20 protein-coding genes and 1 tRNA gene are annotated in these 21,758 nt (G+C 53.4%); 4 read left to right on the top strand and 17 right to left on the bottom strand.

Annotated features, from left to right (window positions below):
- Nucleotides 1–34: 34 nt before the first annotated feature.
- Nucleotides 35–790, top strand: coding sequence for an HTH-type transcriptional regulator UlaR (gene ulaR, locus OGV52_RS18070; RefSeq protein WP_016151423.1), 756 nt, complete (start codon nucleotides 35–37; stop codon nucleotides 788–790).
- Here the strand turns inward: ulaR and yjfP are convergent.
- On the bottom strand, nucleotides 787–1,536 hold the full coding sequence (gene yjfP / locus OGV52_RS18065) for an esterase (RefSeq protein ID WP_103766918.1): 750 nt from the start codon (nucleotides 1,534–1,536) through the stop codon (nucleotides 787–789). The genes ulaR and yjfP overlap by 4 nt on opposite strands.
- Before the next feature lie 181 nt (nucleotides 1,537–1,717).
- On the opposite strand from yjfP, the gene bsmA reads away from it, so the two are divergent.
- Both bsmA and yjfN read left to right on the top strand, forming a co-directional pair.
- Entirely contained in the window at nucleotides 1,718–2,047 is a 330-nt protein-coding gene (gene bsmA, locus OGV52_RS18060; protein WP_287108903.1) for a biofilm peroxide resistance protein BsmA, read from the top strand.
- Nucleotides 2,048–2,194: 147 nt separating this feature from the next.
- The gene (gene yjfN / locus OGV52_RS18055; RefSeq protein ID WP_016151420.1) at nucleotides 2,195–2,470 is read left to right on the top strand and encodes a DUF1471 family protease activator YjfN; all 276 of its coding nucleotides are present in this window, start codon (nucleotides 2,195–2,197) and stop codon (nucleotides 2,468–2,470) included.
- Between the two features lie 85 nt (nucleotides 2,471–2,555).
- Here yjfN and OGV52_RS18050 read toward each other — a convergent pair whose 3' ends face one another.
- The 15 genes from OGV52_RS18050 to nnr form a co-directional block, all read right to left on the bottom strand.
- A complete protein-coding gene (locus OGV52_RS18050; RefSeq protein ID WP_287108902.1) occupies nucleotides 2,556–4,178 on the bottom strand; it encodes an isovaleryl-CoA dehydrogenase in 1,623 nt (540 codons plus the stop codon).
- 129 nt (nucleotides 4,179–4,307) lie between these two features.
- Nucleotides 4,308–5,039 (bottom strand): 23S rRNA (guanosine(2251)-2'-O)-methyltransferase RlmB, encoded by a 732-nt coding sequence (gene rlmB / locus OGV52_RS18045; protein WP_003830482.1) that lies wholly within the window; start codon nucleotides 5,037–5,039, stop codon nucleotides 4,308–4,310.
- A gap of 70 nt (nucleotides 5,040–5,109) precedes the next feature.
- A complete protein-coding gene (rnr, locus tag OGV52_RS18040) occupies nucleotides 5,110–7,572 on the bottom strand; it encodes a ribonuclease R (protein ID WP_287108900.1) in 2,463 nt (820 codons plus the stop codon).
- A 38-nt stretch (nucleotides 7,573–7,610) separates the two neighbouring features.
- The gene (gene nsrR / locus OGV52_RS18035) at nucleotides 7,611–8,036 is read right to left on the bottom strand and encodes a nitric oxide-sensing transcriptional repressor NsrR (RefSeq protein WP_003025609.1); all 426 of its coding nucleotides are present in this window, start codon (nucleotides 8,034–8,036) and stop codon (nucleotides 7,611–7,613) included.
- 216 nt (nucleotides 8,037–8,252) lie between these two features.
- Complete coding sequence (gene purA / locus OGV52_RS18030; RefSeq protein ID WP_003025606.1) at nucleotides 8,253–9,551, bottom strand: adenylosuccinate synthase; 1,299 nt, start codon at nucleotides 9,549–9,551, stop codon at nucleotides 8,253–8,255.
- A gap of 102 nt (nucleotides 9,552–9,653) precedes the next feature.
- Nucleotides 9,654–9,851, bottom strand: a complete 198-nt coding sequence (locus OGV52_RS18025) for a DUF2065 domain-containing protein (protein WP_019078201.1) — start codon at nucleotides 9,849–9,851, stop codon at nucleotides 9,654–9,656.
- Between the two features lie 82 nt (nucleotides 9,852–9,933).
- Nucleotides 9,934–10,938: a protease modulator HflC gene (gene hflC, locus OGV52_RS18020; RefSeq protein ID WP_049282118.1), complete on the bottom strand. Its 1,005-nt coding sequence runs from the start codon at nucleotides 10,936–10,938 to the stop codon at nucleotides 9,934–9,936.
- A gap of 2 nt (nucleotides 10,939–10,940) precedes the next feature.
- Complete coding sequence (gene hflK, locus OGV52_RS18015) at nucleotides 10,941–12,194, bottom strand: FtsH protease activity modulator HflK (RefSeq protein WP_200080260.1); 1,254 nt, start codon at nucleotides 12,192–12,194, stop codon at nucleotides 10,941–10,943.
- A gap of 189 nt (nucleotides 12,195–12,383) precedes the next feature.
- Nucleotides 12,384–13,664 (bottom strand): ribosome rescue GTPase HflX, encoded by a 1,281-nt coding sequence (hflX, locus tag OGV52_RS18010; RefSeq protein WP_016151415.1) that lies wholly within the window; start codon nucleotides 13,662–13,664, stop codon nucleotides 12,384–12,386.
- 74 nt (nucleotides 13,665–13,738) lie between these two features.
- Entirely contained in the window at nucleotides 13,739–14,047 is a 309-nt protein-coding gene (gene hfq / locus OGV52_RS18005) for an RNA chaperone Hfq (RefSeq protein WP_003025584.1), read from the bottom strand.
- A gap of 84 nt (nucleotides 14,048–14,131) precedes the next feature.
- The gene (miaA, locus tag OGV52_RS18000; protein WP_287108898.1) at nucleotides 14,132–15,082 is read right to left on the bottom strand and encodes a tRNA (adenosine(37)-N6)-dimethylallyltransferase MiaA; all 951 of its coding nucleotides are present in this window, start codon (nucleotides 15,080–15,082) and stop codon (nucleotides 14,132–14,134) included.
- Complete coding sequence (gene mutL / locus OGV52_RS17995) at nucleotides 15,075–16,937, bottom strand: DNA mismatch repair endonuclease MutL (RefSeq protein ID WP_049041783.1); 1,863 nt, start codon at nucleotides 16,935–16,937, stop codon at nucleotides 15,075–15,077. Before mutL ends, miaA begins: the two co-directional genes overlap by 8 nt.
- 9 nt (nucleotides 16,938–16,946) lie before the next feature.
- On the bottom strand, nucleotides 16,947–18,278 hold the full coding sequence (gene amiB, locus OGV52_RS17990) for an N-acetylmuramoyl-L-alanine amidase AmiB (RefSeq protein WP_019078199.1): 1,332 nt from the start codon (nucleotides 18,276–18,278) through the stop codon (nucleotides 16,947–16,949).
- A 16-nt stretch (nucleotides 18,279–18,294) separates the two neighbouring features.
- Nucleotides 18,295–18,756, bottom strand: a complete 462-nt coding sequence (gene tsaE / locus OGV52_RS17985) for a tRNA (adenosine(37)-N6)-threonylcarbamoyltransferase complex ATPase subunit type 1 TsaE (protein WP_016151410.1) — start codon at nucleotides 18,754–18,756, stop codon at nucleotides 18,295–18,297.
- Nucleotides 18,728–20,275, bottom strand: a complete 1,548-nt coding sequence (gene nnr, locus OGV52_RS17980; RefSeq protein ID WP_181546768.1) for a bifunctional ADP-dependent NAD(P)H-hydrate dehydratase/NAD(P)H-hydrate epimerase — start codon at nucleotides 20,273–20,275, stop codon at nucleotides 18,728–18,730. The genes tsaE and nnr overlap by 29 nt, the downstream gene beginning before the upstream one ends.
- Between nnr and queG the strand changes: the two genes are divergently transcribed.
- A complete protein-coding gene (gene queG / locus OGV52_RS17975; protein ID WP_137380230.1) occupies nucleotides 20,274–21,413 on the top strand; it encodes a tRNA epoxyqueuosine(34) reductase QueG in 1,140 nt (379 codons plus the stop codon). The genes nnr and queG overlap by 2 nt on opposite strands.
- 269 nt (nucleotides 21,414–21,682) lie before the next feature.
- Here the strand turns inward: queG and OGV52_RS17970 are convergent.
- Nucleotides 21,683–21,758: transfer RNA gene (locus OGV52_RS17970), tRNA-Gly, on the bottom strand.

Below are 21,758 nucleotides of genomic sequence, written 5' to 3'. Positions count from 1 at the left end.
CATCTTTTCAAATCAATTTGTATCGGAATAGCTCATGACTGAAGCACAAAGACATCAAATATTGCTGGATATGCTGGCGCAGTTGGGCTTTGTTACCGTTGAGAACGTGATTGAGCGTCTGGGGATTTCACCAGCCACAGCACGCCGGGACATCAATAAACTCGACGAAAGCGGCAAACTCAAGAAAGTCCGCAATGGCGCAGAAGCCATCACCCAGCAACGTCCGCGCTGGACACCTATGAATCTGCATCAGGCGCAGAACCACGATGAAAAAGTTCGCATTGCCAAGGCCGCATCCCAACTTGTAAATGCGGGTGAAAGCGTGGTGATCAACTGTGGATCAACCGCCTTCCTGCTTGGTCGTGAAATGTGCGGCAAGCCGGTGCAGATCATCACCAATTATCTGCCGCTGGCGAACTATCTGATCGACCAGGAGCATGACAGCGTGATCATCATGGGAGGGCAATACAACAAAAGCCAGTCCATCACGCTTAGTCCGCAAGGCAGCGAAAATAGCCTGTATGCCGGACACTGGATGTTTACCAGCGGTAAAGGGTTGACCGCGGACGGACTGTATAAAACCGATATGCTAACCGCGATGGCTGAGCAGAAGATGCTTAACGTAGTGGGTAAACTGGTGGTGCTGGTCGATAGCAGTAAGGTCGGTGAACGCGCGGGGATGCTGTTCAGTCGCGCCGATCAAATCGATATGCTCATTACCGGCAAAAATGCTAACCCTGAGATTCTGCAACAACTTGAAGCTCAGGGCGTAAGCATCGTGCGCGTTTAAAGGTGCTGGCGAAAAAACGTTACCGTCGCTGCCAGCGCCTCTGGCGTGATGCGGTGGCGTACGCCCGCTTCCCACAGGCAGGTTAAATTGTTATCCAGCCCTGCCTGAATCAGCGCCTGCTGTAAGCGGAAGGTTTCAACCGCGGGCACCACATCGTCCTCCTGTCCATGCCACAACAGCAACGGTCGGTCGGCCAGCCGTTGTAGCTGATGCGTAACATCCCATTCGGCGAGCGGTGCGATAACGGCATCGAACTCTGCCTGCTGCTCTGGCGTCTGGACCCGTAAAGGGGGAAAAAGCGTTTGTGCAAGACGGGTAAAATAGCCCGAACCCATCAGGCTGGCTACACATTTAACCTCGGGATGGCGGGTCATAATGCCCAACGCCGTCATGCCTCCCATCGACGCCCCCGCAACAGCAAGTCTTTCATCTGATAGCCAATTTTCCGCCACCAGCGCCGCACGTAACGTCGTAAACTCCTGCATGTTTTGCTGCAATATATGCCAGAAGCGGAACATTCGCTCCTGAGCATCACCGTTGAAGCGGGCACCATGGTCGGGCGCATCTGGCATGACAACCCGGAATCCGGCCTGAGCCAGAGCAACGGCAAAATAGCTATAGACCAGACTTGAAGATGTAAACCCGTGATAGAAAATAATGCAAGGGAGTGAACACTCGCGTTTACCAGCCGGAACGGCGTGCAGGACAGGGATACCAGCCAACTGTCGTGTTTCAATTTCGATCATTTGTCGCCTCTTTTTTTCTGGTATGCCATGCAGCAATACTTAACGCAAGCGAATGTGTTCGGCAATGATTCATAATGTTGAGAACTGGGTTACGCTTTCGCAACATTTTCATTCGAAAATCGCGTGAGAGATAACACTTCGGGAACATTCCCCTAAAGGGAAATTGATAAGGCACTACACTATGGCTATCAGGAAACGAGATAGAGTTATGCGTCGGTTTGCCTCTTTATTGCTGGTGATGCTTTTAAGCGCCTGTAGCGTGCTACAGGGAACGCCGCAACCCGCACCGCCCGCTGCCGACCACCCGCAGGAGATCCGCCGTGACCAGAGTAATGGGTTACAGCGAATAGGAACGGTCAGCGCGCTGGTAAGAGGCTCTCCGGATGATGCGCTGGCAGAGATCCGTGACAAAGCCGTCGCGGCTAAAGCTGATTACTACGTGGTTTTATTAGTGGATGAAACCATCGTGACAGGCCAATGGTATTCACAGGCTATTTTGTATCGTAAATAACATTGGGTTGGAATTTAGTCAGCTTTACATTGCTTTGCGCCGCTATGCGTTTACCTGTGCACAATAAACCAACAGCAGGAAGCTTGAGGTTTATGATCGCGATGGAATGCCCTGCCGTGTGTAGGGGTACGAATAATGGAGCTGACGATGAAACAATCACTTGCCTTATCCTCACTGCTGCTTTCTGCCGGACTGGTAGGTACTACGGCGCAGTCTGCCGAGTTCGCCAGTGCTGACTGCGTTACAGGCCTGAACGAAATTGGCCTGATATCTGTCAGTAACATTGCAGGGAATCCGCAGGATGTAGAACGAGTAGTCGCGTTAAAAGCGGATGAACAGGGTGCCTCATGGTATCGGATCATTCAGATGTACGAAGACCAGCAGCCCGACAACTGGCGCGTACAGGCCATACTCTATGCTTAACAGATTGCCGGATGGCGTAAACTTATCCGGCCTACATTGAATGTAGGCATGATAAGGCGCGCCAGCGTCGCCATCAGGCATATTATTACCGTAATCCCCCCGTTGCCCGCAGGAGCAAGTCGTTCAGCACCTGCTCGGACAATCGTAGTCCACCACGCGTATCGAGCATCATTTGACACCAGGCCTGCGCCACTGGCGGAGAGGCATAGCGCAACATCTGCGCCCCGCAACCGAGCAGGAAAAGCTGCTGTGTAATCTCCCGTCCCAACTCCTCGCTGGGTTTACGTAAACGCTGCTGTAGTTGACGTACCCTTCGATCGTAATGTCGGTCTTGCCCTTTTACCTCAGCAAAGGCTTCGCTGAGCATATCGTATATGCCGGGTTGTTTTGTCAGCACCCGCAATACATCGAGGCACATAATGTTGCCAGAGCCCTCCCAGATACTGTTTACCGGCATCTCACGATACAGGCGCGGCAATTCACTCTCCTCGCAGTAGCCAATCCCGCCGAGCACTTCCATCGCCTCTGCAACAAACGGCATACCGGCCTTGCAAACAGAGAATTTCGCTGCTGGCGTGAACAACCTGGCCCACAGAGATTCTTTGGCATCAGCGCGACGGTCCCAGGCCCGCGCCAGTCGGAACAGTAACGCCGTCTGACCTTCCAGTTGGAGCGCCATCCGACCTAATACCTGGCACATCATCGGTTGTTCGATCAATGGTTTGCCAAAAACCTGTCGCTGGTGCGCATGGTAAATCGCGATGGAAAAAGCACGTCGCATCATGCCATGACTGCCGAGCGCACAGTCAAAACGCGTCATCCCGCCCATTTTCAGGATATGACGTATACCTTCCCCTTCTTCACCCAATAGCCAGCCAATCGCATCGTGGAATTCAACCTCGCAGCTGGCGTTGGAGCGATTGCCTAACTTATCTTTCAGCCGCTCCAGACGGATAGCATTACGCTGCCCGTCGGGTAAAAATCGCGGTACAAAAAAGTAGGATAAGCCTCCCTTTGCCTGGGCCAGTACCAAATGGGCATCGCTTTGCGGCACGGAGAAAAACCACTTATGTCCCACCAGTCGATACGAGCCGTCTGTAAGACGTTCTGCCTGAGTGGTATTGCTCAGCACATCTGACCCCCCCTGCTTCTCGGTCATTCCCATGCCGATCAATAAACCACGCTTTTGCCCTCCGGGCAGTAAATGCGAGTCATAACGGTCGCTTAGCAGCGGCGTAAACCAGTCGTGAAAGGGGGTAGGTAACATCTGAAGTAACAACGGCGTGGCGGCAAAAGTCATGGTAACCGGACACAACGTGCCCGCTTCCACCTGCGCATGCAGCATGAAACGGGCCGCCCGGGCGACAAATGTTCCCTGCCTCGCGTCTTCTTCCCAGGCCAGATTATGTACGCGATTGGCGCACAATCCCTGCATCAGTAAATGCCAGGCAGGATGAAAACGCACATCATCCAGCCGCTGACCCTGCGAGTCGTAGCGCAACAACTCGGGTGGAAAAGCATTGGCCAGACGGCCAAGCTCGAGCGACTCGGCAGTCCCTAGCTGCTGACCAATACTGGCGAGAAGATCGCTGTCCCAGCCAGCGCCTTCACGGATAACCGCTTCACACAGCGCGCCATCGGACAGATATAAGTTGCTGTTATTGAGCGGTACAGGTTGGTTAAAAACGGTATGCGTTTGCCAGTGCATTGTGTCTCCCTCCGTCAATGGCCGTCACCTTAAGTATGGTCAGGCAGAGGGCTGCACGCATGGGACAACGGTCACAAAAAAGCCATCCCGAAGGATGGCTTGAGAGAAGAGAGAAATGAGGGAGATAGTTTAGCCGCGCTGGCGTACAGCCTCAAACAAGCAGATGCCCGTCGCAACTGAAACGTTCAGCGACGAAACGCTCCCAGCCATCGGGATGCTGATCAGTTCGTCACAGTGTTCGCGGGTCAAACGACGCATACCTTCACCCTCTGCGCCCATCACCAGCGCCAGACGTCCGGTCATTTTGCTCTGGTAGAGAGTATGGTCAGCTTCACCTGCGGTTCCGACGATCCAGATATTCTCTTCCTGCAGCATACGCATAGTGCGCGCCAGGTTGGTCACACGGATCAGCGGTACGCTTTCTGCCGCACCGCAGGCCACTTTTTTCGCCGTTGCATTCAACTGCGCAGAACGATCCTTCGGTACGATAACAGCATGGACGCCAGCAGCATCGGCGCTACGCAGGCATGCCCCCAGGTTATGCGGATCGGTAACACCATCGAGGATCAAAAAAAACGGCTGATCGAGCGTAGCAATCAGATCCGGCAGATCGTTTTCCTGATACTGACGACCCGGTTTCACGCGAGCAATAATTCCCTGATGTACCGCACCCTCGCTTTTCTCATCCAGGAACTGGCGGTTAGCCAGCTGAATGACAACACCCTGTGCTTCCAGTGCGTGGATCAGCGGCAGCAGGCGTTTATCTTCACGACCTTTGAGAATAAAGACGTCCTGGAAGCGCTCAGGCGCACGTTCCAGCAGAGCCTGCACCGCATGGATGCCGTAAATCATTTCACTCATGAATGTACTCGTTAATAGTTTATGCGTAACGCGGGCAACGCGAGGTTGCCCGACTTACTGTTTATGGCTGTTATTGCGCGACTTTCTTTTTCGTCGCGCGTTTAGCTTTGGTGGCGGCAGCGATTTTAAGCGTTTTTGCCGATGGCTTTTTCGCTTTTTTATCGCCTTTCTTCTCAGCCGTTTTTTTATCGGCCTGAGGTTTGGCTCTGCCTTTCTTCTCGCCGCGGAAAGCGCTATCCGGCTCGAAATTTACTTTTTTGCCCATCTGACGACGCTTACCGGTATTTTTACCCGCATCGCCTTTTTTCGCTCTTTCACGCGCGGTTTTACCTTCATTGCGCGGTGCACGTTCGCTGGAGATCAAACTGAAGTCGATTTTACGCTCGTCCATGTTGACCGCTTCCACGCGAACTTCCACGCGATCGCCCAGGCGATACATTTGACCGCTGGATTCTCCCGTCAGACGCTGCCCAACCTGGTCAAAACGATAGTAGTCGTTATCCAGGGAGGAGACATGCACCAGACCGTCGATAAACAGCTCATCAAGACGAACGAAGAAACCAAACCCGGTCACGCTGGCGATCACGCCTTTGAAGACATTACCTACCTGATCCAGCATGAAGTCGCACTTCAGCCAGTCAGAGACGTCGCGTGTGGCTTCGTCAGCACGGCGCTCGGCCATCGAACAGTGTTGACCCAGCTGCAGCATCTCTTCCATCGAATAATGGTAGCCACCCGTTTCCGTGGTGTTGCCTTTATGTCCCTGCTCCTGCGCCAGCAGATACTTAATCGCCCGGTGCAAGGAGAGATCCGGGTAACGACGGATCGGCGAGGTAAAGTGTGCATAAGACTGCAACGCAAGACCAAAGTGACCGCGGTTTTCCGGATCGTAAATCGCCTGCTTCATTGAACGCAGCAGCATAGTTTGCAGCATTTCTGCGTCAGGACGGTCAGCAATCGACTCCAGCAGTTCAGCGTAATCACGCGGCTCGGGTTTATTACCGCCGGGCAGCTCCAGCCCCAGCTCCGCCAACACCGAACGGAACGAATTAATCGCTTCGGTCGTCGGCTTATCGTGAATGCGGAACAGTGCCGGCTCTTTGGCTTTCTCAACGAATCGCGCCGCTGAGATGTTCGCCATGATCATGCACTCTTCAATCAGTTTGTGCGCGTCATTACGCTGCGTCTGCTCAATACGCTCAATACGGCGTTCAGCATTGAAGATAAACTTCGCTTCTTCACTTTCAAACGAGATACCGCCACGCTCTTCACGCGCTTTATCCAGCACTTTGTAGAGGTTATGCAGCTCTTCAATGTGTTTAACCAACGGCGCGTACTGCTCACGCAGTTCCTGATCGCCCTGCAGCATGTGCCAGACCTTGGTGTAGGTCAGACGCGCATGGGAGCTCATAACCGCTTCGTAGAATTTAAAGCCTGTTAAGCGGCCTTTCGACGAAATGGTCATTTCACAGACCATACACAGCCTGTCCACCTGTGGGTTGAGCGAACACAATCCGTTAGACAGCACTTCCGGTAGCATCGGAACAACCTGCGATGGGAAGTAGACGGATGTGCCACGGCTGCGCGCTTCCTGGTCCAGCGGAGTCGGCGGGCGAACGTAATAGCTTACGTCAGCAATCGCCACCCATAAACGCCAGCCGCCGCCGCGTTTCTTCTCGCAGTAAACCGCATCGTCGAAGTCACGCGCATCTTCGCCATCGATAGTGACCAGCGGCAGGGAGCGCAGATCGACACGTCCGGCTTTCGCTTCTTCCGGCACTTCTTCTTTCAGTCCGGAGACCTGTTTTTCGACCGCCTGAGGCCAGATATACGGGATTTCATGAGTACGCAGAGCCATATCAACGGCCATGCTGGTTCCCATGTTGTCGCCCAGGACTTCAACAATTTTACCCACCGCTTTAGTGCGACGCGTCGGACGCTGGGTCAGCTCAACCACGACCACAAAACCCATACGAGCACCCATCACCTCTTCCGGCGGGATCAGGATATCAAAGCTCAGGCGGCTGTCGTCAGGGACGACAAACCCAACGCCAGCGTCGGTGAAGTAGCGACCGACAATCTGGCTGGTTTTCGGTACCAGTACGCGCACAATACGCGCTTCGCGACGACCTTTACGGTCCGCTCCCAGCGGCTGTGCCAACACCTGATCGCCATGAATGCAGGTTTTCATCTGCTCGCTGGACAGGTACAGGTCATCTTTGCGGCCTTCAACGCGCAGAAAGCCGTAGCCATCACGGTGGCCAATAACGGTACCTTTCAGCAGGTCAAGACGCTCCGGCAGCGCATAGCACTGACGACGAGTGAAGACCAGTTGCCCGTCACGCTCCATGGCGCGCAGGCGGCGACGCAGCGCTTCTTGCTGCTCTTCACCTTCAATGTTGAGTTCAGCGGCCAGCTCATCGCGGTTGGCCGGTTTTTCACGTTTAGTTAAATGTTCGAGGATAAATTCCCGGCTCGGGATAGGATTCGCGTATTTTTCTGCTTCGCGTTCCTGGAAAGGATCTTGTGACATCGAGGTTCCTCCATTGTCAGCTCTGATGAAGATTTTCGTCACTCCACCAGCAATAATTTATAAAGCGGTTGATTCTCTTCAACCAAATCAGCAAGTGTGTAGTTGTCCAGTTCCGTGAGAAAACTTTGCACTGCCTTAGAAAGCGCCTGTTTGAGTCGACAGGCTGGGGTAATGTGGCAAAACTCGCTGCTACAATTGACCAACGATAGTGGTTCCAGCTCGCGAACCACATCACCAATACCAATATCCTTAGCTGGTTTACCCAGGCGGATACCGCCATTTTTTCCTCGAATAGCAGTAACGAAGCCCGCACGGCTAAGTTGATTGATTATTTTGACCATATGATTACGGGACACGCCGTAGACTTCTGTCACCTCAGAAATACTGGTCATACGTCCTTCGGGAAGTGACGCCATGTAGATTAGCGCACGTAATCCGTAATCGGTGAAACTTGTTAACTGCACATCAACCTCAGGAAAAGGGATAAAACGGATAAACCTGGTGGTATTAATTACATTGATGATAAACCAGCCACCAGCCAGGTCGCTAATTTATTTCAGTTCAGGAAGGAAAAAAGCGAGGAACTTACGTGATTTTAAGCCGGATTATGATGCAAAGCGCCTCATCCGGCCTAAGATAGTGCAAGCGCAGCGCCATTCGACGCCACGCTATAACCAGAATTATGCGTCGAACGGGTCGCGCAGGATCATGGTCTCAGTACGGTCTGGGCCAGTTGAGATAATATCAATCGGCACACCGGTCAGTTCTTCAATACGCTTGATGTAGTTCAGTGCTGCCTGCGGCAGACCGCTACGTTCCTTCACACCGAAGGTGGATTCAGACCAGCCCGGCATGGTTTCGTAGATCGGCTCGATACCTTTCCAGTCGTCTGCAGCCAGCGGGGTAGTCGTTACTTCACGGCCATCCGGCATACGATAAGCGACACAGATTTTCACCTCTTTCAAACCGTCCAGTACGTCCAGTTTGGTCAGGCAGAAGCCAGACAGGGAGTTAATCTGTACTGCACGGCGTACCGCAACGGAGTCCAGCCAACCGGTGCGACGACGACGACCGGTGGTCGCGCCATACTCGTTACCTTGTTTGCACAGGAACTCGCCAACGTCATCAAACAGCTCAGTCGGGAACGGACCCGCGCCTACACGTGTAGAGTAAGCTTTGATGATACCCAGAACGTAATCCACATAACGTGGACCCAGGCCGGAGCCGGTCGCCACGCCACCTGCGGTGGTGTTGGAAGACGTTACGTACGGATAGGTACCGTGGTCGATATCCAGCAGGGTACCCTGTGCGCCTTCGAACATGACGAAATCGCCACGCTTACGCGCCTGGTCCAGCAGATCGGAAACATCAACAACCATAGAGGTCAGGATGTCGGCAATCGCCATCACATCATCCAGCACTTTCTGGTAGTCAACTGCTTCAACTTTATAGAAATTCACCAGCTGGAAGTTGTGATATTCCATCACTTCTTTCAGTTTTTCAGCGAAGGTTGCTTTATCAAACAGATCGCCAACGCGCAGACCGCGACGAGCTACTTTGTCTTCATAAGCCGGACCGATGCCACGACCGGTAGTACCGATCGCTTTCTCGCCACGCGCTTTCTCACGAGCATTATCCAACGCAACGTGATAATCAAGGATCAGCGGACAAGCTTCAGACAACAGCAGGCGCTCGCGAACCGGGATGCCACGATCTTCCAGTCCTTTCATTTCTTTCATCAGCGCGGACGGAGACAGTACAACACCGTTACCGATGATGCTGATGACATTCTCGCGAAGAATACCTGATGGAATAAGATGGAGGACGGTTTTTTCACCGTTGATTACGAGAGTATGGCCTGCGTTGTGACCACCCTGGTAGCGCACAACATATTTAGCCCGTTCAGTCAGAAGATCGACGATCTTCCCTTTACCTTCGTCACCCCATTGGGTGCCCAGTACGACGACGTTGTTACCCATTTTTCAAAATCACCGTTTGCTTAAAAATGGATTCTACCACCGCTTTTTCAGATATACAGCACTTTTTGCATGCGAAAATCCGCAAAATAGGCTACTTATTGATCAGCCAATCGTTTTCCTCAACATGTAGTAGACCACAACGCCCGCAACCACAAGACCTCCACCAAAACGACGCAAAGTATTTTCGGGAAGTTGCGCCATTGCGGAAATCATTTTCTTCCACGCGCGGGGATAAAGCATAGGGCCCAGGCCTTCCAGCACCAAAACCAGCGCGAGCGCCAGCAAAATTGTTGAATTCATCCATCGTCCTTTTATAAAAAGAAAACCACCGCATCCCTGGGGATGCCGGTGGTTTTGCTGGTTTAAAACCGCTGGAACTTTACTAGCGTGTCGTAGCGCTCGGTGTCTTCATGTAGCGGAAGAAATCGCTGTCCGGGCTCATGATCATCACGTCCTGGTTGCCTTCAAAGCTCTTCTCGTAAGCACGCAGGCTACGGATGAAGGCATAGAAGTCAGGATCCTGGCTGAACGCATCGGCAAACAGTTTAGCGGCTTCTGCATCGCCTTCACCGCGCATGATGCGGCCCTGACGCTCAGATTCTGCCAGCGTTTTAGTCACTTCATAATCCGCCGTGGCACGCAGTTTTTCCGCTTCTTCCTGACCTTGTGAACGATGGCGACGCGCTACCGCTTCACGCTCAGCGCGCATACGGTTGTAGATAGCCTCAGACACTTCAGCAGGCAGGTTGATTTGCTTGATACGCACGTCAACCACTTCGATGCCCAATGCCGCCATACTGTTCGGGTTGATGACAGGTACTTTACCGTTTGTTTCAGCCTGAACACGCTCAGCCGCTTCGGCAATCGCGCTATCTGCCGCCGGTGTCGCGACTTCATCTTCCGTGCCAGCAGAACCGGAGTTCAGCGCATCACGAACTTCCAGCGTCAGACGACCGCGGGAATCGGTAACGATGTCTTTCACGTCCAGACGACCAATTTCAGAACGCAGACGGTCAGAGAACTTACGTTTCAGCAGGACTTCTGCCTGAGAAACATCGCCACCGCCCGTTGCCAGGTAGTAACGGCTAAAGTCACTGATGCGCCACTTAATGTAGGAGTCAACGATCAGGTCTTTCTTCTCTTTGGTAACAAAGCGATCGGCCTGGTTGTCCATGGTCTGAATACGCGCATCCAGCATCTTCACAGATTCAATAAACGGAATCTTGAAGTGCAGGCCTGGTGCAACAACCAGCGGCTTGTTTTCATCGTCACGCAGAACTTTACCAAAGCGCAGAGTAATCCCGCGCTCGCCTTCTTTGACCACAAAGACAGACATGAACAGAACTACCAGAACGATGATGATAATCGCAATAACTGACTTACGCATCGTTATTCCCCCTGACGCTGGTAGTCGTTACGCTGCGCGTTCGCGCGGCGTTGGTCCATAATATCGCCCTGACTGGTGGACGAGGTATTGCTTGCTCCAGCGCCGGACGTCGTTGCTGGCGGCAGACGCAGCAGGTTTGAACTGCTGTCACTCTTTGCTGCTGGCGCACTACCGCCTTTCAGCATTTGATCCAGCGGCAGAACCATCAGATTGCTGCCCTTATCGTTAACCAGGACTTTGCGGGTATTGCTCAGCACTTTTTCCATGGTTTCGATATACAGACGCTCGCGAGTAATTTGCGGTGCGGCTTTATATTCCGGCAGAATTTTTGCGAAACGAGCCACTTCACCCTGTGCTTCCAGGATGGTTCGCGTTTTGTAAGCACGCGCTTCTTCCAGAATACGCTGCGCCTGACCGTTAGCACGTGGCTGAACTTCGTTGGTGTACGCTTCTGCTTCACGGATGTACTGCTGCTCGTTTTCACGTGCTGCAATGGCATCGTCAAACGCGGCTTTTACTTCTTCCGGCGGACGTGCTGCCTGGAAGTTGACGTCCAGCAGGGTGATACCCATGTTGTACGGACGGATCGTTTCTTCCAGTTCACGCTGGGTATCGCTACGAATAACGGTACGCCCTTCGGTCAGGATACGGTCCATGGTGTATTTACCGATAACCCCACGCAGGGCGCTGTCGGTTGCCTGACGCAGACTGTCATCCGCGCTGGTTACGCTAAACAGGTAACGCTGCGGATCGGTCACGCGGTACTGCACGTTCATTTCAACGCGTACGACGTTTTCGTCAGAGGTCAGCATCACGCCGGATGCGGCAAGTTCACGCACGGCTTCCACGTTGACCGGGGTCACTTCGTCGACAAAGGTCGGTTTCCAGTTCAGACCCGGTTCAACCAAATGGCTGAATTTACCGAAGCGTGTCACCACGCCGCGTTCCGCTTCTTTAATGGTGTAGAAACCGCTGGCCGCCCAGATAATGACGATAGCTGCCGCTGCGATAGTAAAGACTCGACCACCCAATTGCGGACGCGGGCCTTGCGATGAGCTACCGCCGCCAGAACCAGCACCTTTACCGCCACCCAGACCACCGAGCTTTTTACTCAGTTTGCGGAAGATATCATCCAGATCGGGAGGTCCCTGATCGCGACCACCTTTGTTTCCATTTCCCTCAGGGTTGCCGCCAGGTTTGCTGCTTCCCCACGGGTCGCGGTCTTGTCCGTTATTACCGGGCTGATTCCACGCCATTTTTGTGCTCCATATTTGTTATGCGATGCTATACCTGCGTATTTTGCGCTGCCGATGCGTTGGCTACGCCCCTTAATCTCAGTCACATAGTTGACTATGCTCCTGAAGATTTCAGGACTTGCCACCTTCATGCTGCACAAAACCCACAAGGTATAGAGGCGAAAAAATCTTCAGGCCATATCCGTCAGGTCAGACAATATAGTCTTCCAGTGCCGGTTCTTGTTTACAGAGGCGACGCCAGTCTACGATCGGCATACGAACCTGCAGACCTACGCTGCCGTCCTCCTCCATCCACTCTCTTTCTATTGCCTGAAGTTGGTAAAACCGGCTTCTCAGACGCCCTTCCTGCGGCGGCAAACGCAACGTATGCTGCGCCACCTCACCGGAAAGTCGCTCAGTCAAAGCCTGAAAAAGCTGTGGTATACCTATTCCCGTTTGCGCTGAAACCCAAACGCGAATGGGTTTATTCTCTTCATCTCTGTCGATACGCGGTTCAAAATCATCCAGCATATCGATTTTATTCATCACCAGCAGAGTCGGGATCTCATGCGCATCGATCTCTTCGAGCACCGTGTCGACGGCCTCGATGTTTTCCTGCACACGAAAATCTGCAGCATCAATAACATGCAGCAGCAATGTCGCCTGACGCGTTTCCTGCAGGGTGGCTTTAAACGCCGCCACCAGGTCGTGCGGCAAATGACGGATAAACCCTACGGTATCCGCCAGCACGGTTTCACCGACGTCCGCTACGTCTATACGGCGCAGCGTTGGGTCCAGGGTCGCAAACAGTTGATCCGCTGCGTAAACCCGGGCTTCGGTGATCTGGTTGAACAGGGTGGATTTTCCGGCGTTGGTATATCCCACCAGTGATACGGTTGGGACATCCGCTTTCTTGCGCGACTGTCGCCCCTGCTCACGTTGCTTTTCAACTTTTTCCAGGCGCGACTGTATTTGCAAAATGCGATTACGCAGCAAACGACGGTCGGTTTCGAGCTGGGTTTCACCCGGACCGCGCAAACCAATCCCGCCCTTTTGCCTTTCAAGGTGGGTCCAGCCACGGACCAGACGAGTAGCCATATGGCGCAACTGCGCCAGCTCAACCTGCAACTTACCCTCATGGGTGCGCGCACGCTGGGCAAAAATATCTAAAATAAGACCTGTCCTGTCGATAACAAGACACTGGCACAACTGTTCCAGGTTACGTTCCTGGGCGGGGCTTAGAGCATGATCAAAAATCACCACCGCAGCGCCAGTCGCTTTTACGGCTTCCGCAATTTCGATTGCCTTACCTTCACCAACAAAATACTTCGGGTGCGGTGCTTTACGGCTCCCGGTAATCACCTGCATTGCTTCGACACCGGCGGAAGAAACCAGAGATTCAAACTCCTGGAGGTCTTCCATATCTTTGTCTTGCGAAAAATAGATGTGTACCAGTACCGCCTGCTCACCGGCATCATAACGGTCAAACAAGCGTCAACCCCTTAATATATATCAACGGGGAACGCAGGATCGCTGGCTCCCCGTGTGTAAAACAGCTAACAACCTTATTCGGTTTCTTCGCTGTCCTGTTGCGCAGATGAACCTTGCGCGTTGCTACCGTGATGGTAGTTGCTGCCAGTGCCGCCGGTGGCATTATTGCTGTGATGAGAAACCGGGCGAGACGGGACAACAGTAGAAATCGCGTGCTTATAAACCATCTGGCTGACCGTGTTTTTCAACAGGATCACGAACTGATCAAAAGACTCGATTTGACCTTGCAGCTTAATACCATTCACCAAATAAATAGAAACTGGAACACGTTCCCGACGCAGTGCGTTCAGGAACGGATCTTGTAAAGATTGCCCCTTAGCCATTCTCTCTTTTCCTTATATGCTTATTTGTACTTTGAACCTTTCGATTCTGAAAAATTGCGCACGATACGTTTCAATTGTACACATTCAGTTCGCGATAGCACCAACAACCTGTAATACTTCGTTTCGCGCCTGGTCAGGCTTTTCACTGTCAAGCCAGTGCACCCCTTCCCAACCACGCAACCAGGTTACCTGTCGCTTCGCCAACTGCCTCGTGGCGCAAACACCTCTATAAACCATTTCATCGTATGAAATTTCGCCTTCAATGTATGACCACATCTGGCGATACCCTACACAACGAATGGAAGGCAAATCCGTATGCAAATCTCCACGGGCAAATAGCGCCCGGACTTCTGCTTCAAAACCTGAAGCCAACATCTGATGAAAACGCTGCTCAATTCGCTGATGGAGCAGTTCACGGCTCGCCGGGGCGATAGCAAACTGATGCACCTGATACGGCAAAGCATCTCCTGACGTTTGCGTCAGCTCCGTTAAAGTTTTACCCGAAATGAAAAAAACTTCCAGTGCCCGGGAAAGTCTTTGCGGATCATTTGGATGAATACGCGCCGCAGCCACCGGATCTATTTCCTGAAGCTGTCGGTGTAACGCGTCCCACCCATGCTCTGCCGCCTGCTGCTCAATTCTGGCCCTGACTTCCGGATCTGCCGACGGTAACGGCGACAGCCCTTCAAGCAAGGCTTTGAAATATAACATTGTGCCGCCCACCAGCAGCGGAATACGCCCCGCTGCGGTGATATCGGCCATCTCGGCTAACGCATCGCGGCGAAAATCCGCAGCAGAGTACGCCTGGGACGGATCGCGGATATCCAGCAACCGGTGCGGCGCGGCCTGTAATTCATCTGCATCAGGCTTGGCTGTACCGATATCCATCCCCTTGTAAATAAGGGCGGAATCAACGCTTATCAACTCTACAGGCAAAATTTTACGCAATTCAATTGCCAGTGCCGTTTTACCGGAGGCCGTCGGCCCCATCAAAAAAATCGCCTTTGGCAGGCTCGCCTTACGGGTATCACTCATGTTTCAGGGCATTCATTACCGAATGTAAATCAACAGGTTGTAACAAACCACCCGGCGGCGCCTTCACGAGTTGTGGGCAAAGCCGCTCAACATCCGCTAACAGCGTAATCGCCTGAGCCATGCTCCACTGCGGATGCTCGCTAATCAGATTACGTGCAATCCACTGTGCAATATTGCCCGGTTCGAATTCGGACTGCTGCGCCAGGTAGCCTATCAGTTCAGGAATCAAGATTTGTAAATTTTGTTGGCGTAAGGGTAAAGGCACCGCCCGGATGGTCACATGCTGTGCATCCAGTTGAAATTCAATACCCAACTCAGCCAGTTGGCTCTGCCCTTTTTGCAGCGCCGCTTTTTCATCAGCGGTCACTTTTAGACGTAAAGGGATCAGTAACGGCTGAGCGCAAACGACGCCCTGGTCCGGCGTTAACTGCGCCTGACGTAGCCAACGTTCCGCCACCGGCAATGCCAGCAACCGAATATGACCATCGCATTCGAGTAATGCGCAGTCCGTACCGACAATGGTTAGCACCCGCCCAAAGCCCTGACTGTTGCCGGTCAGAGGTGCTGATGGCGTTTCAGAAACCGGCGTTTTACGCGGCGGAACCGGCGTCTGTAACAGTTGCTGATAAATCTCACCCTGCTGCTTTTGATATCCAGGCTGGGCATGAGGCCAACTGGCCCCCGTCTGACGGCCACCACTGCTGCCAGCGCCAGCAGATGCTGAGTAACGCGGTGTCGCAGGTTCACGCGCCGGGGCCGGTTCGGCAAAATGGTTACGCCCGGCCGCGACGCGGTTTTCTGGGATGTGCCTTGGCGCGGGCTCGTCGTCATCAGCCAACGGCAGCGGCGTTTCAAGCTGCTGTTGCAGGACGCTCAACACGCCCTGGTAAATAAAATCATGCACCAGGCGTGATTGATGAAAACGGACCTCATGTTTGGCGGGATGTACGTTAACATCCACCTGATGCGGGTCGATTTCCAGATACAACACAAAAGCGGGCTGCTGATCGGCTCCCAGCTTATCTTCACAGGCCTGACGAATAGCATGGTTGATCAACCGGTCGCGCATCATCCGGCCATTCACATAGCAGTACTGGATTTCCGCCAGCGCCGCCGTTGTGTGGTTAGGATCGGCCACCCAGCCGCGCAGCGTTAAATCGCCATGCTGCCATTCAATCGCCAGCGCATGTTCCAGAAATGGCGTGCCGCAAATCGCGCCCAGTCGGCGCTCCTGCTGCCCATCCGCGGCCACTGCCCGGTACTGACGCACCACTTTGCCGTTGTGCGACAAATTAATCGTCACATCAAAACGTGCCAGCGCAATGCGGCGGATTATTTCGTCGATATGATTAAATTCAGTTTTCTCGGTGCGCATAAACTTGCGCCGCGCCGGAGTGTTGTAGAACAGATCTAACACCTCCAGCGTGGTTCCCACCGGATGCGCAGCGGGTTTAACCGTCACATCCATGTCGCGCCCTTCGGCATAAGCTTGCCAGGCTTCAGGTTGTTCTTGCGTACGCGACGTCAGGGTTAAACGAGAAACGGAGCTGATACTGGCCAGCGCTTCGCCGCGAAACCCGAGGCTCACGATGGCTTCGAGATCGTCAAGCGAGGAAATTTTACTGGTGGCATGACGCGCCAGCGCCAGCGCCAGCTCGTCTTTTTTAATCCCGCAGCCGTTGTCACGAATACGGATAAGCTTCGCGCCGCCGCGCTCAATATCAATATCAATGCGCGTCGCACCAGCATCAATACTGTTTTCCACCAGCTCCTTCACCACTGACGCAGGCCGTTCTACCACCTCGCCTGCGGCAATCTGGTTCGCCAACTGTGGCGGTAGAACCTGAATCGGCATGGCTAATCCTTAATTTGTTAACGTGTTGCCAGGCGATACCGCACTGGCGGTTTGCGCCGGTGTGCCTTGAGGCCCGGTTTGCATCGGGTGCGCCTGGAAATAGTTACGCAATCCTTTGTAAATTGCCTCGGCCAGCTGCTGCTGGTAGTCATCACTCGCCAACAGACGCTCTTCGCTGTTGTTACTGATAAAGCCAGTTTCAACCAGCACTGACGGGATATCAGGCGAACGTAATACCCCAAGGCTGGCGTGTTCCGGACGACGCTTATGCATCGAGCCAATACGTTCTAACTGGCCGATCATGCTGGTCGCTACATCATACCCAACGCGTTGCGAATGACCGAACTGCAGATCCAACACGGCCTGGCTGAGATAAGGATCGGACTGGCTGTTTGCCAGCACATCGCCCGCCCCACCCAACAGTTCCGATTGCTTTTCGTGCTGTTCCAGCCAGCCGGCCATTTCACTGTTTGCCCGACGGTTTGACAGTACCCAGACGGAAGCACCTGTGGCATCCCGGTTTGGTGCGGCATCTGCATGTATAGAGACCAGGAAGTTGGCGTTTTGTTTACGCGCAACGTCTGAACGCCCCATCACCGAGATAAAGTAATCGCCATCACGGGTGAGTACGCCTTTAAACATCGGGTCATCATTGAGCAAACTGCGCAGTTTGCGCGCCACGGCAATCGTGACGTTTTTCTCACGTGTGCCACCGGGACCAATAGCGCCAGGATCCTGCCCGCCGTGTCCGGCATCAATGGCGATAACTACTTTTTCGCCGTTACTTGTACTGGCGCGCGCCGCAGGCCGTGTGGAGGTATTACTGTTGGTTACCATCGTGGTGCGATCGTTTTCCGCTTTAAACGGATTACGCGCAGGCTCGGCAGGGCGCGGGGCGATAACCGGCGCTTCAACACGCTTCGCAACCACTGGAGGTGGTGGAGGCGGCGGTGGCGCATCAGCTTTGATGGTAAACACGACGGTATAATTGCCGCCGTTCTGGCGTTTTACGGCTTCGGCTTTGCCGTTCTCGGTTAAATCCACCACCAGGCGCAGAGACTGCGCATCTTTTGGCGTGCCGGAACGGATAGATTTCACCAGATTATTGCCGCTAAACAGCAGCGGTAACCCCTGAATCACACCGGTTTGTTTAATATCCAACGCGACGGTTCGTTTCCCGTCCTGCGAAACTGCGTATTCAGGATCGCCAATAAAGCTCAGCGTAATCCGCGCTTGTTGATCGCCATTGGACACCTGAAGATCGGAGAGGCTGGCGGCCCCTGCCTGCGCGCACAGCAGGACCAGTGTTGCCATCAGCCAGTTTCTGATGCGATAAATCATCCCGCCACCCTTAAGGTTAATCGGCTAAACGCGCCAGCAATAAATCACCCGATGAGGAGACTGCGCTTATGCGCGCCTCTCGACCTTGCGCCTGATATTCAATGTGTATTTCGACGTCCGGGTCTGGCAGTACACCTTTACCTTGTTGCGGCCATTCCACCAGACAGATGGCGTCATTGGCAAAATAATCGCGGATCCCCATAAATTCCAGCTCCTCTGGGTCCGCAAGTCGGTACAGATCGAAGTGATATACCATCAAATTATCGAGCGAATAGGGTTCAACCAGCGTATAGGTGGGGCTTTTTACATTTCCTTTGTGACCTAACGCCTGCAGGAATCCCCGGCTGAAAGTGGTTTTACCCGCCCCCAGGTCGCCGTACAAATAAATTACCGTCGCGCCATCACAGGCTTTGGCTACCCGCAGTCCCAGGTCTAAAGTCGCCTGCTCATCAGGTAGTGGAATTACTCGATTCATCATGATAAACGTCAATCACATCAGGGTTAACAATACGCTGTAGCGTGGTAAAGAGATCTGTCGCCAGCATGCCGCGCGTACCAAAACGCGCCGCCAGCACATCCGCCGCCGCACCGTGCGCGACACATCCCGCACATGCCGCATCATACGGGGTAAGCTTCTGTCCGAGCAATGCGCCAATAATACCGGAAAGCACATCACCCATTCCGCCGCTGGCCATTCCAGCATTGCCGGTATCAATAATACCCAATTCGGCCTGTTCGGCAGCAACAACCGTACCCGCGCCTTTCAGCACGACGACGCCTCCGTACCGTTTTACCAGACGTTGTGCACAAAGTAAGCGATCGTCTTCAATTTCTGCAATGGAACAGCCCAGAAGTCGCGCGGCTTCACCAGGATGCGGCGTGATCACGCGATTGTGACGTTTATCGGGGTTGATTGCCAGCAGGTTCAGCGCATCCGCATCCCAGAGCATCGGTTTGCGAAAATTCTCTACCTTTTGCAGCGCTTTTTTACCCCATTCCTGCTGACCAAGCCCTGGTCCTATCACCACAACATCCGCCCACGCCAGGCTCTCCTCCAGAGTCTGCGGCGTCAGCGTATCGACCATCAGTTCCGGTCTGGCAGTCAGAATAGGCGCAATATTTTCACTACGGGTCAGCACTTTAACCAGCCCGGCTCCTGCACGCAGCGCCGCTTCACCGGCCATGCGTATTGCGCCAGCCGTGCCGTGGTCACCACCGATGATCACCAGCCGACCGTGGGAGCCTTTGTGCGAGGTGGGTCGACGCGGCGTTAACCAATGTACAAGCTGTTGAGCATCAAACCGTTGCAGCGGCGCGTTCTGCCCCGCCAGCCAGTCGTCCAGACCGAGTGCGTTAACATGCAGGCGTCCGGTGACATCGCGCGCTTTACCGGTTAGCAGACCAGGCTTCAACGCAATAAAGGTCACGGTGTGCGCCGCATTGATAACCGCGCCCGGCGCCGCGCCCGTCTGCGCCAGCAGGCCGGATGGAATGTCTATTGCCACGACAGGGGCAGGATGGTGATTAGCTCGTTCGATCAATGCCGAGAGCGGCTCACGCGGCGCGTGTTTTAAGCCCGTGCCTGACAGCGCATCAATAATGACGTCCACGCGATCTGGCCAATTGATATCCGCAGCATGAATGACGCCACCGGCGTTAAGCCAGGCGTCGCGTGCCTGCTGTGCTTCCTCAGGGAGCGCTTTATCACTCTCCTGCGCCAGCAACGTAATATCAAGCCCCTGAGCTTTGGCAAGCCTTGCCACCACGTAACCATCACCACCGTTGTTGCCATGACCACATAGCACCAGCCAGTGCTGAGCGTTTGGATATGTCTCGCGGGTGACCTGAAACGCCGCCTCTCCCGCCCGTTGCATCAGCTCGTACAACGTCAGTCCTAAACTGTCTGCCGCCTCTCGCTCCATCCGCCTGATGTCATCGGCGTGCCAAATGGAGTGTGGTATACTTGCGGGGTTTTTCTTCATTGTATGGTCCGTCATGTCAGAGCCCCTCGATCTCAATCAGTTAGCGCAAAATATTAAGCAGTGGGGGCTGGAGCTTGGCTTTCAGCAGGTCGGTATTGCCGATACCGACCTCAGCGAAGCGGAGCCCAAACTGCAGGCCTGGCTGGATAAACACTATCACGGCGAGATGGACTGGATGGCCCGTCACGGCATGATGCGCGCCCGACCTCACGAATTATTACCCGGTACGTTACGTGTCATCAGCGTACGTATGAACTATCTTCCTGCCAATGCGGCCTTTGCCAGCACGTTGAAAAACCCCTCTCTGGGTTACGTCAGCCGTTACGCGCTTGGGCGCGACTACCATAAACTGCTGCGTAACCGCTTAAAAAAACTGGGAGAGAGGATTCAACAGCACTGCGTTTCGCTGAATTTTAGACCTTTTGTCGATTCTGCGCCCATTCTTGAGCGTCCATTAGCGGAAAAAGCCGGGCTTGGCTGGACAGGTAAGCACTCACTTATCCTCAATCGCGAAGCTGGTTCATTTTTCTTCCTCGGGGAATTACTGATCGATTTGCCCCTGCCGGTCGACAACCCAGTAGAAGAAGGATGCGGGAAATGCGTCGCCTGTATGACCATCTGTCCCACCGGAGCCATCGTTGAACCCTACACGGTAGATGCGCGCCGCTGTATCTCTTATCTCACTATCGAACTGGAAGGCGCGATCCCGGAAGAATTTCGTCCCCTGTTGGGGAATCGAATTTACGGCTGCGATGATTGCCAGCTCATTTGCCCGTGGAACCGTTACTCGCAGTTGACGACAGAGGATGACTTCAACCCACGCAAACAGCTTCATGCTCCGGAGTTAATAGAGCTGTTTAGCTGGAGCGAAGCGTGGTTTTTAAAAGTCACGGAGGGGTCTGCTATTCGTCGTATTGGCCACCTGCGCTGGCTGCGAAATATCGCCGTTGCGCTGGGTAATGCCCCATGGGATGAAGCCATTATTCACGCGCTGGAAAGTCGCAGAGGTGAGCACCCACTTCTCGACGAACACATAGAATGGGCGGTTGCTCAGCAAATCGAGAAGCGAAATGCCTGCGTAGTTGAAGTGCAGTTACCGAAGAAACAACGTTTGGTCAGGGTCATTGAAAAGGGTCTGCCGCGTGACGCTTAAGTCATCCACAGCTTGTGTATAAAAATAAAAACACATTGATATTCAAGAGGGAAAAAATCGTCAAGTGATCGCATTAACAATTTGAAATGATAATTAATTCAATATTTTCAAATAGTTAAAATGATACTATTCACCCGACTAAGTTTTTTGCACTCCAGGAATAATACCCGAACCTGTGGATAAGTCTGTTTACAAGAGTATGTCAATGACGAAACAAAACGTCCCCAACGTATTTATTCGCTGTGGATATTTTTATTGGGGTAAGAATTTGGAGCGGGAAACGAGACTCGAACTCGCGACCCCGACCTTGGCAAGGTCGTGCTCTACCAACTGAGCTATTCCCGC

The organism is Citrobacter sp. Cb041 (assembly GCF_030336655.1).
GTDB classification, from domain to species: Bacteria; Pseudomonadota; Gammaproteobacteria; order Enterobacterales; family Enterobacteriaceae; genus Citrobacter; species Citrobacter braakii.
This window is presented reverse-complemented; position numbering and strand designations above follow the sequence as displayed.